Raw genomic sequence first — 15,116 nt, 5'->3', positions numbered from 1 at the left:
CTTTGCCTTGTGTGCCTTCATTTAAGAAGCAGTGCCCATTCAGTGATTCCTAATATTATTAAGAATTCTTTAACTTGTGAAGTGTAGGGCATTCCATAATAAATCGTTCACCAAACCAGAGTATTTGCTTGACAAGTGCTCTGGTTTGGCCCGGGTTGCCCCGGGCGGAAGGTTTCGGGAATCAGGCTGGCGTGCACAAAGCAGGGCGTGTTTTGAACGGCTTCGCGTCCTTGGCGTCCGGCTGCACGGTCACCCACAGGCCCTTGGTGGTTTCGATGATCTCCTGCACTTTGCCGGCAATCGTGGCGGTGCCACGGATGGTGCGAGCTTTCACAGACTGGCCTTTTTTCAGTTGAGTCATGGTTGAGTTTCAAATTGCAGGGGAGGGCCGCCCTGCTATCGGCGTAAAAAAGCCAAGCGCTCTCTGGTGAAAGGGCTTGGCTTTTCCCCGGTGACCCGGGTGGATGGGTTGCCGCGCGTCCTTGGCTATCGATACCTGCTGTCCCAGGTGCAGGCGTGCGCGGCGGCTGGCATATCCCGAAGAGGGCCGGTACCAGCGTCCTGATTTACCGCTCAGGCGGGCGAGGGGCATGCTGTTTTGATCTGGCCCAGCTGGGCCTGGCTCGCGAGTGTTGGTTCTCGCGCCACCTGTCTTTTGCTTTCTGCCGACAGATCACAGGGGCAGGGCCTTTCGGCCTGTTCATCCTTCGCAGAGCCTCAAGAGCAGATTGAATGGGGCGGTCGTCTGAGATACTTGTCCTGGGTGCTGATAACACCCGCTGCGGCCATCAACCGCTTAAGGTGACAAGGTGCCAGCCACCGGATGGATATCCGGCTGCTCAGGAAGAGCCGGCTTGTGCTGTAAGCCGAACGTTTGCGATCAATCCTAGGTAGACCGCAGGCCGCGCTAGCAACGGCGCGTAATAAAGTCGAAGCGGGTTTTTGACCCGTGGCCACGGGTCTTCACCGGAGAAATCCATGAAGACTTACGTGCGTGTGAGCATCACCATCGATGTCGCCAAACGCCTGCGTGCAGTTGTTTGGCTAGTCGTGTTCCTCGTGATGCTGTGACCGAGTGGGGCAGGGCGGGCAACCGTCCTGCTTCCCGCTGAACTTCTTGCGCTCACTCATCGACCACCCCAATCAATCTGTTCTCTGGCTCGGTTTTTAAAGACCCGAGGTGCTGGCTAGATCACTTGGCACCCATCGCGTCTGCAACTCCTGTCTGCGCTCCCTTGGGAGCTAACCCCGCCTTTGCGTCCTGTCGGCTTCGGCCCCGTATCGCTGGGCCTTGGGTGTCTCGCGGTGTGTTGCTGCGATGGATGAATTTAACCACGGTTAAATGGTTGATGTCAACCAAAGTTCAATACTTATTAACTTTGGTTGTTGCTTGGAGCGACTAAGTGGGCATAGCAGAAAAGACGACACATCCAGGAGCGGACAGGTAATCCCGGCGGAGGGTAGGGGGCTGCACGGGAACAAGGCGGTTTGCTCGTCGCATCCGAGCCGGGTAAGGGCGGTGCGACCAAGAAAAAAGCCCCGACTTGCGGGGCTAACCTCTCAGAGCGAGAGGAGGGAGAACAGGAGACGGCTCACATTGTGCAGGGTCCTGAAAGTTGCGAGTCGGCCATTGATCGCGTGTGAGGGGGTGGCCTACAAAGTGAGGATGCGCTATATCTGCGCATAAAAAAGCCCACGTGGAGCGGGCTTGCTGTGGCTTTATATTGGAAGCTGAAGAGTATCTCTGTGACTAGGTCGCATTCCTTTAGAACACTATCAAGTCAGCCCAAACAGAGCTGCCGTAGGCAAAGCCGTGGCGCCAGGGAGAGCGCTTCATCAGTCCTTCCCTGAGCCAGCCTTCGGATCGGGCTTGAAGCTTCCAAAGTCAGGGATCTTTGGCGCAACCTTCTTTAGCTCTTTAGAAAGCTCTATGTCCGAGACCTTCCACACTGTCCCATCCTTCAGGCGCACTTGGCGGACATAGGCAATGGCCGTGAACGTTTCTTCATCACGGAAACTAATGGTTCCGTCGCTGCTACTCGCTCCGGGTTCAAGAGGGCTCCAGTCAGCGCTGTTCTTTCCCGTTACTACCCAGCGCGACCCAGTCATTCGTGAGTCGAACGCGTCGTACTTCAAGACGACAATCTCGAAAGCTACGACAGGTTGAGCGCCGATGTTCTTCCAGTCTGCATTCATTTCCATTCGAGAACCAGTACGGTCTCTTTGGACATTTCCAAAGCGAAAATTGGTGATCTCAACGTACGGCGACAAGTTCACCACATGCTCATTGCGGTCGATGAAGTTCGACATCGCTGCATTACTAGCTTGGTGCAGCATGCTGATAGTCATTGCTATCGTGAGCAGTATTTTTTTCATCCCTCTTTCCTTTTTTGCTTCTCTTGCTTACTTCTGGCGCCTGAATTTACGTCGGTGCTCCAACATGGTCCCAACAACAATCAAATGCTGCTCGTCGCTACGAAGCGTGGGGTAATCGTCGTTTAGGGGCACTAACTCAAAGACCTCCTGTCCGGCCTCACCAATGCCGCGCACGCGGTACTTCTTGAACGTGGCTTCTTGCTTGGTGTTTCGGGCCGCCACAAAGTCGCCAGGGCGGGGCTGCACCTCGGGGTCAATCAGGACGCGGTCACCTGGCCTGAACTCGGGCAGCATGGAATCGCCTTCAATTTCCAGATAGAAGGCCCATGGGGAGGCATCGTCCTCCCCGAACTCCACAGCGAATCCGTCGCCTGGCTCATATGGGCAGACCATTTCCTTCACCTTACCGGCCTGGATCTTGGAGATAACAGGATACGTACGCATGCCAGGGGGGGCGGGGCGTACGTTGGTATCGAAGGCGGCAGCTTTCTGGCCTTCGCCGGTCGCAAGCCAACCAGGATTAAGCCCAAGAGCATTTGCTGCCTTGATGTTGTTCTTGCTGCCGAATGAGCCTCCATCGCGAACTTTCGCGACAGCTTGATAGCTCACACCAATGGCATCAGCGAACTGCTGTATGCCCCATTTTTTTGCGTCAAGAGCTGGCTTGAGCCTGTCCCAGTATGTTGCAACCATGGTTGTAATGCTATCCATCCTTGCTTTAACTTGGGTTGACATTTGATGTTTAACCGTGGTTCAATTTGGCATGCGCAAAGTTGAAGCCATCAAACTTTTAGGCGGCTCGGTATCCGCCGCTGCAGACGCCGTCGGCGTCTCGTATCAGGCCATAGGTAAATGGCCGGAAGTTCTCCCAGCCCGGATCGCAGACCGCGTTCAAGCTGCCCTGTGGCGCATGCAGCAGGCCACGCCCGCCGCTGAGCCCGCCACCACCCAGGAGGTGAGCCATGGCTAGCCACAAGCCTCCCGCAGTGGATATGGCCGCAGTGCGGGCAGGAGAGCAGGGCGCACTAGCCACTGCTGTTGCTGCATGTGCTGCGCGCTGGTTCTGCATGGCTGATTCCCACATCGCATTTCGGCACCACGTATCCCACGTTGCGCGCGAGGCAGGCTCACCCAAGGCAGGCCTTCTGGCTGCGGCCATGGATCTGCGTGAGCTACTGGCCCAAAGCCCGGATGGTCGGCAAGCCCTGCGTGATTTCGGTTTTGAGCCAGTCCTTCAGGACGTCGAAGGTGAATGACATGCCGGGTTTGAGTACGTTTGCTTTCGCCTTCTTCCAGAGCGTTTCGTCGCGGATTGCGTCCGCGAATTCGCAGCCACTCCAAGTGAGGCGGAAAACAAAGGCGGCGGCTCCTTCGTCCATGTACTCGCTGACTGCTGCATGGACCAAGCCTGCTTCTTTCATCCATATGACGTGGAGCGAGAAGACATCCTGCTCCACATCGTCCAGGCCATCCAGCGTTTCGCCAATCGGCAAATCTTCCGCTGCAAGCGCAATGCGCCTGATCAAGTCCATGTCCCGCTTCATGCCCGCCCTCCCTGGTGATGGTTGTGTAGGAACTCCCATCGTAGCCCGGAGCAGGGCGGGCACCCGTTCCAAGCCAAACGCCAAGGAGGTGAGTCATGGCTGACCTGTACGCCGCTGCTAAAGCTTCTCGCGCCGCGCAATCTCGCTGTCCACCCGCTGAATGCCATCGAGAAGCATGAAGTACGCCTCTTCGAATGCGGCCGCAACGATGGCTGGAGTGAATTCGCTGTGCTCGTCTTCGAGGTTCGACAGCAGCGCTGCAGCGAGCGTTGCTGTTGGACCTATCAATTCCTGTTTCATGTCCGCTCTCTCTGGTGTTGGTTGTGTAGGAACTTCCATCGTAGCCCAGGGCAGGGCGGGCACCCATTCCACGCCAAACGCAGAGGAGACCCCCATGGCTGACCCGTACCGCTTTGGCGGCTCCACTTTTGAGTCTGTGCGGCGGCTGAAGAAGTGCCGCGAGAGGCATGGCTCCAGCCCGTTCGCTAGGGTGACGCGTGGTCGGAAGGCGGCTGCTGCAGTGTTGTCTTCGCACTTGCACTCTGCTGCCCCCGAAGCGTCTCGAGCATGTGAAGGGCGCGGTCCTTCTCGGTCTGCATCAGATCCAGATACGAATTGCTGACTCCGGTGGGTATGTGCATGTTCTCCCAAGATTCGAATCTGATCTCCACGTCCTTGCTGATTTCTTCCGCAGGGATTCGGGCCAAGAGGCTCATCACCAATAGCCGCAATCCATCGATCTGCGCTTGCAGTTCTTCTGGTTTTGTCATGTCCGCTCTCCCTGGGGTTGGTTGTGTAAGCCGCACCAGCATAGACCAGGGCAGGGCGGGCACCCCTACACATCGCGTTGCCCCAGCGCGATCGCACGCAGCGCGCGTGCCTCAATCCTTCCAAGCCACTTCTCGGCCCGTTCAATGGCTGCTTGCACCTGCTCTGGTGTCAGCGCTTCGGGCTTGGGCGGTTGTGGCTTGGGTTCCATCTCTCTCTTTCTTCGTTGGGCCAAGTGTCGGATCTACCCCGAGCGGCTGCAACGTCCGTTTTTCTGGAGCCCGGACATGAACTCCCTTGATGCATTACGGCGCATGGTTGCCAACTACCCGGGAGGCCGGGCAGCCCTGGCTGTGCGCCTGGGCAAATCTGATGAAGTGCTGCGCAAAGAGCTGAGCGGCGCCTCTGCTCACCACAAGATGGGCCTGGCTGATGCTGAGCAAATTGCCGAGATGTGCCGTGAGGCCGGCAGCCCGGAGGCCCATGCCCTGGGCACGGTGTTTTCGTTCAAGGCAGGGGTGCTCTCGCTGCCGGTGATGGATATGGGAGAGGGTGGCTTGTGCCTGTCCAGGACCACGGCCCACGCGGTGCACGAGACGGCTGATGTGCTTCTGGCCGTGACGCGCTCCAAGGCGGACGGGAACATCAGCGACAACGACAAGCGCGAGGTGCTGACTGAAATTGGCCAGGCGGTCTCTGCCCTGCAGGCCGTGGCCGCCGCGCTGAAGGCCGAGCACGCGGCCGACAACCGCAGCCGGGTGGAGTAGGGCCATGAATTACTACCCGTTCCACATTGGCGACTACCGCAGCGGGACCATGCACCTCACCAACGGGGAGGACTTGGCATACCGCCGCGCGCTGGATTGGTACTACGACACCGAAAAGCCTATCCCACTGGAAACCCAGTGGGTTTCCAGGCGTTTGCGAGTGGATACCAAAGATCTCGAAACAGTGCTCCAAGACTTCTTTGTGCTTACTGAAGACGGCTGGGTGCACGAGCGTTGCGACCAGGAGATTGCCCGGTTCCAGCAAATGCAGGCCAAGAACCGGGCCAATGGTGCCAAAGGAGGGCGTCCCAAGAAGCCAAAGGAAACCCAAAAGAACCCAGTGGGTTTGCAGTCGGTTAGCGATGGGGTAGCGGTCGAAACCCACTCGAAAGGCAACCAAGAACCAAGAACCAATAACCAAGAACCAGATATCCCCCCAACCCCCCAGGGGGTGGCGGGCGGTTTTCAGCCACCCGTGAACGATCCACCCGAACCGCACGAGCTGCCACGCCCCACCGGTGACAACAGCCACCCGCTGGCCGGCACGGTGTGCCAGCTGATGAAGCGGTTGGGGGGGGGGGTGGTCAACCCGGGCAATGCCAAGCTCAACGCGCTGCTGCACGCTGGCGTCACGGTGGGCCAGCTCGAGGACGCGGCGCACAAGGCCTTGGCGGCGGGCAAGAGCTTCAGCTATGCGCTGGGGATTGTGGAGCGCGAGGAGCGGGAGGCGCGGGATCTGCAAAAGCAGCTGAGCAAACCCCGCGTGGCTGGCGTGGACCCGCATGCACCAGTCGAAACCTTCGCTCAACGGGCGGCCCGGCAGCGCATGGAGGAGGTAGCGCCCATGGCGGCGCGCAAGGCTCCCGGCGCTGTGAGCAGCTTCGACATGGCCCAGAGCTTCATGAACGGTGGCGACGTGATCGACGTTGCGCCCAAGCAGGTTGCGATCGGAGGCCGGCATGCAGGATGAATCATTCCCCCGCGTGATCGACGCGATCTTTGCCAAATTGGCCGTTCGCTACGGGGCAACCTGGTTGCGGCAATGGGACGGCGTGGACATGAACCTGGTCAAGAGCGACTGGGGCAGCGAGCTTTCTGGCTTCGCGCAAAACCTAGAGCCGCTTCGCTATGCGCTGCGTCACCTTCCCGAGCGCTGCCCGAACGTGAGCCAGTTTCGAGCTTTTGCCAACAACTGCCCGCTGCCGGAGTTCCATCGTCTGCCGGCCCCACTGGCCAATGAGCGAGTGGTTGCAGAGCAGATCGCCAAGCAAACCGAACTCAAGCAGGCGCTGGCTCCTCGCATCGATCCCAAGCAGTGGGCAAAAACGTTGATCAATCGCCACAAAGCAGGAGAGAGGCTCAGGCCTGCTCAACTGCGCTTTGCGTGCGAGGCCCTGGGCATGGAGGTGGTCGCATGAATGCGGCAATGGAACAAATCAAGAGCCGCTGCCGTGTCAATGGCGGCTGCTGGATCTGGCAGGGCGCGCTGATTCGCCAGCGCCCTTATCTGAGCGTGCACGAGGGCGGGGTGCGCTTCAACCGCCGGGTGCACAAGCAGGTGCTGGAGCTGAGCGGGGTGATGGTGCCGGAGCAGGCGCGCATCACGCAGCGCTGTGGCAACCCCCTTTGCTGCGCGCCGGCGCACCAGATGCTGGAGGCACCGCGGGTACAGGCAGCTTTTTTGCAGGCCCTGCAGGGCAACCCCTGGGCGCCTTTGCTGTGGAGGGCAGCCCGTGTCTGAGAAGCTGGAGATCGATCTGTTCAGCCGGCAGCAGGCCTGGGTGGCCATCAAGGCGCAGCTGTTCCCGTTCTTGCGGAGCGCACTGCAGGGTTCCGGCCGCTGGATGCTGACCGTGGCGCGCCGCAAGCGCACCCGGGCGCAGAACCGCCGCTATTGGGGCAACGGTGTCCTGGCGCAGATTGCGCAGCAGGCGGTGGTCAACGGCCGGCAGTTCGACGCCGAGACCTGGCACGAGCTGCTCAAGCGCAAGTTCATCGGCGTGGTGGAGCTGCCCGATGGCTCCGTGGTGGGTGCCAGCTCCAAGAGCCTGAGCACTGCTGAGTTTGCTGAGTTTTGCACCCAGGTGGAGGCCTATGCCGCATCCGAGCTGGGCGTGACGTTTTACGACCTGTGGGAGGGCGCGTGATGACCTTCCGCCGCACACGCTGCCCGCACTGTAAGGGCAAGCTGGAGCAGGGCCAGCGGATCCACCCGGGCTGCATTGACGGGTACGCCGAGGCCCAGGCCGCCAAGGTCGCGCGCGCCGAAGAGAAGAAGGCCCGCATGGCGGCCAAGGTGGAGCGGGCCGAGACACGCAGGCGCAAGGAAGCACTGAAGACTTTGCCGGACCTCATCAAAGAGGCGCAGATCGCATTCAACGCCTTCATCCGTGAGCGCGACCGCCAGGCCGGCCATGCCTGCATCAGCTCCGGCCGCCCGCTGGACTGGTCCGGTAATGCCGTGGACGCAGGCCACTACCGCAGCACTGGTGCCGCATCGCACCTGCGTTTCCACGAGGACAACTGCCACGCCCAAAGCAAGCACGACAACCAGTTCCTGGCCGGCAACGCCGTGGACTACCGCATCCGCCTGGTCGCGCGCATCGGCCTGGCCCGAGTGGAGGCGCTGGAGGCAGACAACCAGGTGCGCAAATGGAGCCGGCAGGGGCTGATCGAGATCCGAGAAACCTACAAGACCAAGTTGAAGCAACTGAAAGAGAAGGCCAAATGCTGATGAAGACCAAGGGCTACGTTGACTACCAGCGAATTGCACCGGAACACGCTGCCATCCACGAGCGGCTGCAGAACTGGCGCCGCTGGGTGTCCGGCAAAGGCGCCTCCTGGACCGCGCACCCTATGTGGCGGCACCTGAAGGAAAAAGAGGAGCGCGAACGCGGCTCCATCACCCTGGCTGTGGATGCCATCGACGGGCATCTGATGGAGAAGGCGGTGTATGCGCTGCCGGAGCGGCACCGCTTTGCGATCCGCTGGTGGTATGTGTACAGCGGCAATCCGGTGAAGGCAGCGCGGCAGGCAGCGGTGAGCAAGGAGCGCCTGGCCGAGCTGGTGAAAGAGGGGCGGTCTATGCTGTGCAATCGCCTGCGGGCTGTTGACGGCATGGAGAATTTCAGATAACGTACGCGCATCGTTAGCACCAGCAAAGAACGAACCCGGTTTGCGCCGGGTTTGCTGCGACCTCTGGTTTCATTCGCAAAAGCCCGCTAGGTTCGCCAGCGGGCTTTTTATTTTTGCAGTCATTTTCAGAGATGTTTTCGCGATTACTCAGAATAGTCTTGCGAATCTTCGTCCGAATTATCAACTAAAGTGAATATTAGGGTGCCATAGCCGTAGTCCGAAGAAAAATCGATATCAGCTCGAAAGAGCTGAATCCCAGGATCTCCAAGACCATCTATGAACTCTGTACGAACGTAAAAACTCTTTTCTTTCGGGTGACGAGGTAGAGTTAGTACGGTCGAAAAATGTGAATTTTGGTCTAAGTAATCAGTATTTTTTCTAGAAAAATTTTCACTAATGCCAATGGTGAAAATGCGAAAATTAGTACATTTGTGGCCATAATTTATAATCTTAATAGTGTGCTGGCTTTCCGAGCCATGGCTCCCACCTATTGAAAAAGTGAAGCTCGGTTGAGCGCGGCGCTTACGCTCGATCTCCTCTCGCTTGGCCTTCTCACGCTGCTCCTTCAGACTTTCCAATTCGGCTTCCAGTTGACTCCGAGCCACATTCGCCAGGATCGTTTGTTGCTCGACCGAGTTTTTTAACTCTGCCGCCTGAAGATGCAGGGCTTCACTGTTTTGTCTGAGTTCTATTCCTTGCTGAAAATAACCGAGAACTAACCATAAAATGGCCAGCGGGCCAAATGAGCCTGCAAGGAAGTCTCCAAGCTCGTTGAGCGGCAACTCTTGTAATTTAGGCCAACGTCCGTGCGTTAGCCAAGCGAGGCCTCCGAGGTAGGCGATGGTAAAAAGCGCACCTATCCACCCAAGTATTCGTCCCATCCCTATTTCCTTTTGGTGTAAGTTTTTTAAAAACAGTTTATTGCAATCATAGTTTAACCATGGCTGCATCCGAAAATACCCAAGGCGTACCTGTGTTTTTGAGTGATCTGTCGCAGATCTAGAGTTAGGCAAAGTGCATTGCCTGCGACTCTGTCAGCAGTCCGTATGAGAGGTCATGTATGCTGATGCTTTTCGTAGCAAGAAGGATAGGTATGTCAGCGAATGGAGTTATTGAGGCGGCATGGCGAAAGGCATCCAACTCTCAAAGGCATGTCCGTGATATCAAGCTCAAGTATGCCGAGGTGCTGGTGGGGCTAGAGGAGGTGGCGAGCGAAGAGGCTCAAAATGTCCCTGATCTCTCTGTAGTTACGGAACAAGGGAGTGGCTCGGCTGTCGTGAAATCTTTTGCCGGTGAGTCGAGGATCCGGCTTGCTTGGGCTGTCAATAATGAACGGCTTGGCGGAGTGGCTGTTGTAGCAGCGCCCCTCAGAGGCGGAGACGGTGAGCACACGCTTTTGCATGTGCATATCCCAGCATATGACGATCCATACATAAATGTAGATGGCGGGGAGCGGGTGGTGTATTCGCCATTTCGGCCGAATGACTTCTTCTATACGGTCCTCATGACTATCGTGCGAAAGCAAATTGACATCAGTACGCTGCCGCAGGAAAACTGACGCTAGGCCACCTCCGGGTGGCTTTTTATTTAAGGTCCTGTAATGGCAACAAAACCGGAAAAGGCAAAGCTGGTTGCCATGAGCGGCATCGGCTGGCGCCCATATCCCATACTCAATCTTGACCGTTACGAGCCCGCCCATGGGGTAGCACAGTGGGTGCAAGAACACATCATGGCGAGTGATGGGCTGATCCATAACGAGGACCACGCCCATCTAATCGACGCTGACTTGGTGTTTCTCTGGGCCCCAGGTGGATTCATCAAGGCGACGAAGACCGTGATCGGTCAGGCCGAGGAAGTGATGATCCGCGCAGGAGGCTGGCAGAAGGGCCGGCAGGAACAACAGCTCTGCGACTGGTTTGGCCGGGTGCCCAGCTTCATGATCACTCTGGACGCCAGCTACTGCGCCCAGTGCTCGGATGCCGAGTGGTGCGCACTGGTAGAGCATGAGCTCTATCACATCGCCCAGCAGCTGGACGAGTTTGGCGCTCCCAAGTTCTCCAAGAGTGGTCTGCCCAAGCTCCAGATTCGAGGCCACGATGTGGAAGAGTTCATCGGCGTGGTCAGGCGATACGGTGCATCAGCTGATGTGCACAAACTGGTGAGCGCCGCGAACGCCGGCCCCGAGCTGCGATTGGGCAGCATTGCTCACGCATGCGGCACCTGCCTCAAGGCTGTCGCATAACACCCACCAACCTTAGACGGAGCCCGCATATGGCAAAGCTCAGTGAGGCGGAGAAGCGCTTCATTGTGCAAGCGCTCGCCTGTTACGACACCCCCAGCCAAGTCGCTGAGGCGGTGAAAGAGGAATTCGGCACGGTCATTGATCGCGGCCATGTGGGGTGCTACGACCCCACCAAGGCTGCCGGCAAGGACTTGGCCAAGAAGTGGCGCGACCTGTTCGATGCGACCCGCGAGGCGTTCAAGCGGGATGTGGGGCAGATTCCAATTGCCCAGCGTGCATACCGCTTGCGGACTCTGCAGCGGATGGTGATGAGGGCCGAGGGCATGAAGAACCTGCCCCTGGCCATGCAGATGCTGGAGCAGGCGGCGAAGGAGTGCGGCGACATCTATGTGAACCGCAAGCCAGAGGCAAGCGACGGCCAAGGCGGCGACGCGCCCCAGCCGGTCAAGGTCATCGTGCAGGTGCAGGACGCCCGTGCAGATGCAGACGGTTAGCCCGCGCCTGAATGTCCCGCAAGCCAAGTTCCTGAACCTGCCTCACAAGTACCGTGCCTTCGTGGCAGGGTTTGGTTCGGGCAAAACCTGGGTGGGATGCTCCGGGCTGGCATCGCACGCCTGGGAGTGGCCGCGCATCAATGCCGGGTACTTCGCTCCGAGCTATCCGCAGATCCGGGACATCTTCTTCCCGACGATGGAAGAGGTGGCGCACGACTGGGGCCTGCGGGCCGACATCAAGGAGTCGAACAAAGAGGTTCATCTCTTTTCCGGCCGGCAGTACCGCACCACGGTGATCTGCCGGTCGATGGACCGGCCCCAGGCAATCGTGGGCTTCAAGATTGGCCATGCCCTGGTCGACGAACTGGATGTGATGGCGGCCACCAAGGCGGAGCAGGCCTGGCGCAAGATCATCGCGCGGATGCGCTACAACGCCCCAGGGCTCAAGAACGGTGTGGACGTAACCACAACGCCCGAGGGCTTCAAGTTCACCTACCAGCAATTTGTAAAGGCGCTGCGGGACAAGCCGCAACTGGAAAGCCTGTATGGGCTGATCCAGGCCAGCACCTACGACAACGCCAAGAACCTACCGGCGGACTACATCCCGTCGCTGTTCGAAAGCTATCCGAAGCAGTTAATTGATGCCTACCTGCGTGGGGTGTTCGTCAACCTGATGTCGGGCAGCGTGTACCCGGAGTTTGACCGGGTGCAGAGCCACTGCTTTGAATCCATCCAGGAGGGCGAGCCGCTGCTGATCGGGATGGACTTCAACCGTCTGCATATGGCTGCTGTGGTCTATGTGGTGCGGGATGGTTGGCCGGTGGCGGTGGACGAGATCACAGACGGGCGGGACACGCCCTACATGGCGCAGCTGTTCAAAGACCGCTACGTCAGCAAAGGCCATGCTGTGACTGTCTACCCAGATGCCTCTGGCCAGAACAGCAGCAGCAAGAACGCCAGCGAGTCTGACCTGTCGATCCTGCGGGAGCATGGGTTGAGCGTGCGGGTGAATCCGACCAATCCTGCGGTGGCCGATCGCATCAACGCCGTAAACGCCCTGATCTTGAATGGAGAGGGGCATAGGCGTCTGAAGGTCAACACGCTGCGCTGCCCGAAGCTCACCGAGGCTTTGGAGCAGCAGGCATACGACAAAAACGGGGTGCCGGATAAGGCGAGCGGGGTGGATCACATCCTGGACGCTGCCGGCTACCCCATTGCTTACCAGTGGCCCATCGTCAAGAAAGTGGCCCAGGTGCAGCAATTCCGAATGTGAGGCCACGATGGCTCTGAAAGTAGATGAGCGCGATCCGAAGCTGGGCGCGATGGCAGCGCATTGGCCAACGATTGCAGCGCTGCTGGGCGGTACCAAGGCGATGCGCGCCGCCGCCAAGAAGTTTCTGCCCCAGCAACCGGCGGAGAGCAACGACGACTACCAGTACCGCCTGGAGACTTCCACGCTTTTCCCGGCCTTCGAGCGCACCTGCGGGGTGATGGCAGGCAAGCCTTTTGCCAAGGAGCTGACGCTGACCGGTGTGCCGGCGGCTGTCGAGGCGCTGGTGGGCGATATCGATGGCCAGGGCCGTAGCCTGCATGCCTTTGCATCGGAGTGCTTCGACCAGGCCGCGATCAAGTATGGCTATGGCGGGATCCTGGTGGATTGCCCCAAGACCCAGGGCGAAGCCAAGACGGTGGCCGACGAAAAGCGCCTAGGTGTGCGGCCTTACTGGGTGCACATCAAGCATGACCAGATCCTGGGTTTCAAGACTGCCAGCGTGGGCGGCAAGGTGGTGCTGACCCAACTGAGGCTGTCGGAGACGGCCGAGGTTCAGGATGGTGAGTACGGCACTAAGACAGTAAGGCGCGTCCGCGTGCTGAGCCCTGGCAAGTGGGAGCTGTGGCAGGAGGATGCCAAGGGCTACAGCCTGCAGGAGGAGGGGACTACCTCCCTGGGCCATATCCCATTCGTGCCGCTGTATGGCCTGCGGGCCGGCTTCATGCAGGGCTTGCCGCCACTGTCCAGCCTAGCTGACTTGAACATCAAGCACTGGCAGCACCAGAGCGATCAGGACGATAGCGCCCGCTTTGCCCGCAAGCGCCTGCTGGTGTTCACGGGTTTGACCAGTGAAGACAAGGTGACCATCGCCAGTGACATGGCTTTGCGCCTGCCGACCAATGCCGACGCCAAGGTGGTCCAGGGCTCGGCCGAGTCGGTGACGGTGGGGCGCTCCGAGCTGGAGGCCCTGGAGGCGCAGATGATCCAGACCGGTGCTGAGCTACTGGTGGCCCAGCCGGGCCAGCGCACAGCGACGGAGGCCAGCAACGATGCAGAGGCCAACAAGTCCATGCTGCAGCGGATCGTGGAGAACTTTGAAGATGCCTTGGACCTGGCGCTGCAATTCACTGCGGACTGGCTCAAGGTCGGCGAGGGCGGCACAGCCAGCCTGTTCAAGGACTTCGCGGCCAACAGCCTGAGCGACGCATCGGCTCAATTGGTGGTGACGATGGCGCAGGGCGGCCTGATCACCAAGGAAACGGGTCTCAAGGAGCTTCAGCGCCGCGGCGTGTTGAGCCCTGACCTGGATGTGGCGCAGGAAGCAGCCATGGCCAAGGAAGCCGAGCCGGCGCTTGGGACTGTGGGAGTTGAGTGATGGATTCCGTGAACGACCTGCTCTTGCAGGAGCACATCCGGCACCAGGTCGATCTGCAGGGGTACACCACCAACGTGTTGAGCCGCATCCTGGCCGTTCTGAACCGGTCGGACAAACGACTGGCTGCAGAGCTAGCAGTAGCGCTCGCGAGCTTGGACGCCACGCTGTTCTCCATGGAGCGCCTGGAGTCGCTGCTGACCAGCATCCGCAGCCTGAGCGCCGCGGTCTACGCCGAAATGGGGTTGGAGCTGACCAAGGAACTCAAGGAGTTTGTGGCCTACGAGGTGGCCTACCAGCAGCAGATGCTGGTGTCGCATCTCCCTGTGAGCGTGCACGTTGCCTCGGTGAGCGCCGAAGCCGTCTATGCCGCGGCCATGTCCCGGCCGTTCCAAGGCGTGCTGCTCAAGAACGTCTGGAGCGAGCTGAACGCCACCAAGATGAAGAGGGTACGCCAGGCCATTGCCCAGGGCTTTGTGGAAGGCAAGACCACAGAGCAGATCATCCGGGAGCTGCGAGGCACCCGGGCGAAGAGTTTCGAGGATGGACTGATCCAGAAGGACCGGCGCGATGTTGAGGCGGTGGTGCGTACAGCGCTATCGCATACGGCCGGCGTGGCCCAGGACAACGTGATGGAGGCCAATGTCGACCTATTGAAGGCCTTGCAGTGGTCGGCCGCGCTGGATCTGCGCACCAGCGCGATGTGCCGTATTCGTGACCGGTTGCTGTATTCGCCTGGCACTCACAAGCCCATGGGCCACAAGGTGCCGTGGCTGGCTGGCCCAGGGCGCCTGCACTGGCGCTGCCGCTCCGGCCAGGTGCCGGTGCTCAAGAGCTTCAAGGAGCTGGGCATCGACATCCCGGAGATCGAGGTGAGTGGTAAGACCCGAGCCAGCATGGATGGCCAGGTGGCGGCGGACACCAGCTATGCGGACTGGCTGAAGAAGCAAAGCGCCAAACGCCAGGACGAGGTGCTGGGCGCGACCCGGGGCCGGCTGCTGCGGGACAGCAAGCTGCAAATGGCAGACCTGTACACCGCGCGGGGTGAGCTGCTGACGTTGGAAGACTTGCGAAAGCGTGATGCAGAGGCTTTCCGACGGGCAGGGCTGTAGGCACAATGGAGTGATGCCGCTTGAGCTTGTTCC

The 15,116-nt window shown here is 59.4% G+C and carries 22 protein-coding genes; 14 read left to right on the top strand and 8 right to left on the bottom strand.

Annotation, left to right across the window (positions count from 1 at the left end):
- Positions 1-181: 181 nt before the first annotated feature.
- From KW830_RS05660 to KW830_RS05650, 3 genes are all read right to left on the bottom strand, one after another.
- Complete coding sequence (locus tag KW830_RS05660; RefSeq protein WP_218332426.1) at positions 182-361, bottom strand: hypothetical protein; 180 nt, start codon at positions 359-361, stop codon at positions 182-184.
- 1,475 nt (positions 362-1,836) lie between these two features.
- A complete protein-coding gene (locus tag KW830_RS05655; RefSeq protein ID WP_218332425.1) occupies positions 1,837-2,376 on the bottom strand; it encodes a hypothetical protein in 540 nt (179 codons plus the stop codon).
- 27 nt (positions 2,377-2,403) lie between these two features.
- A complete protein-coding gene (locus KW830_RS05650; RefSeq protein ID WP_218332424.1) occupies positions 2,404-3,069 on the bottom strand; it encodes a LexA family transcriptional regulator in 666 nt (221 codons plus the stop codon).
- Between the two features lie 70 nt (positions 3,070-3,139).
- On the opposite strand from KW830_RS05650, the gene KW830_RS05645 reads away from it, so the two are divergent.
- Positions 3,140-3,346, top strand: coding sequence for a Cro/Cl family transcriptional regulator (locus KW830_RS05645; RefSeq protein WP_218332423.1), 207 nt, complete (start codon positions 3,140-3,142; stop codon positions 3,344-3,346).
- A gap of 202 nt (positions 3,347-3,548) precedes the next feature.
- Here KW830_RS05645 and KW830_RS05640 read toward each other — a convergent pair whose 3' ends face one another.
- From KW830_RS05640 to KW830_RS05625, 4 genes are all read right to left on the bottom strand, one after another.
- Positions 3,549-3,920, bottom strand: coding sequence for a DUF2513 domain-containing protein (locus KW830_RS05640; protein WP_218332422.1), 372 nt, complete (start codon positions 3,918-3,920; stop codon positions 3,549-3,551).
- A gap of 117 nt (positions 3,921-4,037) precedes the next feature.
- Positions 4,038-4,220, bottom strand: coding sequence for a hypothetical protein (locus KW830_RS05635; protein ID WP_218332421.1), 183 nt, complete (start codon positions 4,218-4,220; stop codon positions 4,038-4,040).
- A 185-nt stretch (positions 4,221-4,405) separates the two neighbouring features.
- A complete protein-coding gene (locus KW830_RS05630) occupies positions 4,406-4,690 on the bottom strand; it encodes a hypothetical protein (RefSeq protein ID WP_218332420.1) in 285 nt (94 codons plus the stop codon).
- Between the two features lie 65 nt (positions 4,691-4,755).
- A complete protein-coding gene (locus KW830_RS05625) occupies positions 4,756-4,899 on the bottom strand; it encodes a hypothetical protein (RefSeq protein ID WP_218332419.1) in 144 nt (47 codons plus the stop codon).
- Positions 4,900-4,975: 76 nt separating this feature from the next.
- Here KW830_RS05625 and KW830_RS05620 point away from each other — a divergent pair, with 76 nt between their 5' ends.
- The 7 genes from KW830_RS05620 to KW830_RS05590 are packed head-to-tail and all read left to right on the top strand — an operon-like array spanning position 4,976 to position 8,590.
- On the top strand, positions 4,976-5,455 hold the full coding sequence (locus KW830_RS05620) for a phage regulatory CII family protein (protein ID WP_218332418.1): 480 nt from the start codon (positions 4,976-4,978) through the stop codon (positions 5,453-5,455).
- A gap of 4 nt (positions 5,456-5,459) precedes the next feature.
- Complete coding sequence (locus KW830_RS05615) at positions 5,460-6,425, top strand: YdaU family protein (protein ID WP_218332417.1); 966 nt, start codon at positions 5,460-5,462, stop codon at positions 6,423-6,425.
- Between the two features lie 13 nt (positions 6,426-6,438).
- Positions 6,439-6,873 carry a hypothetical protein gene (locus KW830_RS05610; RefSeq protein ID WP_370626092.1) on the top strand — a complete coding sequence of 145 codons (435 nt, stop codon included), beginning with the start codon at positions 6,439-6,441 and terminating at the stop codon, positions 6,871-6,873.
- 8 nt (positions 6,874-6,881) lie between these two features.
- On the top strand, positions 6,882-7,196 hold the full coding sequence (locus KW830_RS05605; protein WP_218332415.1) for a hypothetical protein: 315 nt from the start codon (positions 6,882-6,884) through the stop codon (positions 7,194-7,196).
- Positions 7,189-7,602: a recombination protein NinB gene (locus KW830_RS05600; protein WP_218332414.1), complete on the top strand. Its 414-nt coding sequence runs from the start codon at positions 7,189-7,191 to the stop codon at positions 7,600-7,602. Before KW830_RS05605 ends, KW830_RS05600 begins: the two co-directional genes overlap by 8 nt.
- Positions 7,602-8,189 (top strand): recombination protein NinG, encoded by a 588-nt coding sequence (locus tag KW830_RS05595; RefSeq protein ID WP_218332413.1) that lies wholly within the window; start codon positions 7,602-7,604, stop codon positions 8,187-8,189. Before KW830_RS05600 ends, KW830_RS05595 begins: the two co-directional genes overlap by 1 nt.
- Positions 8,183-8,590 (top strand): hypothetical protein, encoded by a 408-nt coding sequence (locus tag KW830_RS05590; RefSeq protein ID WP_218332412.1) that lies wholly within the window; start codon positions 8,183-8,185, stop codon positions 8,588-8,590. Before KW830_RS05595 ends, KW830_RS05590 begins: the two co-directional genes overlap by 7 nt.
- A gap of 143 nt (positions 8,591-8,733) precedes the next feature.
- Here the strand turns inward: KW830_RS05590 and KW830_RS05585 are convergent, their stop codons facing one another.
- Positions 8,734-9,471, bottom strand: a complete 738-nt coding sequence (locus KW830_RS05585) for a YqkE family protein (RefSeq protein ID WP_218332411.1) — start codon at positions 9,469-9,471, stop codon at positions 8,734-8,736.
- 179 nt (positions 9,472-9,650) lie between these two features.
- Here KW830_RS05585 and KW830_RS05580 point away from each other — a divergent pair, with 179 nt between their 5' ends.
- From KW830_RS05580 to KW830_RS05555, 6 genes are read left to right on the top strand one after another with little or no spacing between them, the layout of a single operon-like run.
- Complete coding sequence (locus tag KW830_RS05580) at positions 9,651-10,148, top strand: hypothetical protein (RefSeq protein WP_218332410.1); 498 nt, start codon at positions 9,651-9,653, stop codon at positions 10,146-10,148.
- Positions 10,149-10,190: 42 nt separating this feature from the next.
- Entirely contained in the window at positions 10,191-10,832 is a 642-nt protein-coding gene (locus KW830_RS05575; protein WP_218332409.1) for a putative metallopeptidase, read from the top strand.
- Positions 10,833-10,861: 29 nt separating this feature from the next.
- The gene (locus KW830_RS05570; RefSeq protein ID WP_218332408.1) at positions 10,862-11,326 is read left to right on the top strand and encodes a DUF2280 domain-containing protein; all 465 of its coding nucleotides are present in this window, start codon (positions 10,862-10,864) and stop codon (positions 11,324-11,326) included.
- Complete coding sequence (locus KW830_RS05565) at positions 11,313-12,599, top strand: terminase large subunit domain-containing protein (protein ID WP_218332641.1); 1,287 nt, start codon at positions 11,313-11,315, stop codon at positions 12,597-12,599. Before KW830_RS05570 ends, KW830_RS05565 begins: the two co-directional genes overlap by 14 nt.
- A 7-nt stretch (positions 12,600-12,606) precedes the next feature.
- Positions 12,607-13,974 (top strand): DUF4055 domain-containing protein, encoded by a 1,368-nt coding sequence (locus KW830_RS05560; protein WP_255578098.1) that lies wholly within the window; start codon positions 12,607-12,609, stop codon positions 13,972-13,974.
- Positions 13,974-15,083, top strand: a complete 1,110-nt coding sequence (locus tag KW830_RS05555; protein WP_218332407.1) for a phage head morphogenesis protein — start codon at positions 13,974-13,976, stop codon at positions 15,081-15,083. The genes KW830_RS05560 and KW830_RS05555 overlap by 1 nt, the downstream gene beginning before the upstream one ends.
- The last annotated feature ends 33 nt before the right edge of the window (positions 15,084-15,116 follow it).

It is taken from the genome of Comamonas sp. CMM03 (genome assembly GCF_019218715.1).
Lineage (GTDB): Bacteria > Pseudomonadota > Gammaproteobacteria > Burkholderiales > Burkholderiaceae_C > Comamonas > Comamonas terrigena.
This window is presented reverse-complemented; position numbering and strand designations above follow the sequence as displayed.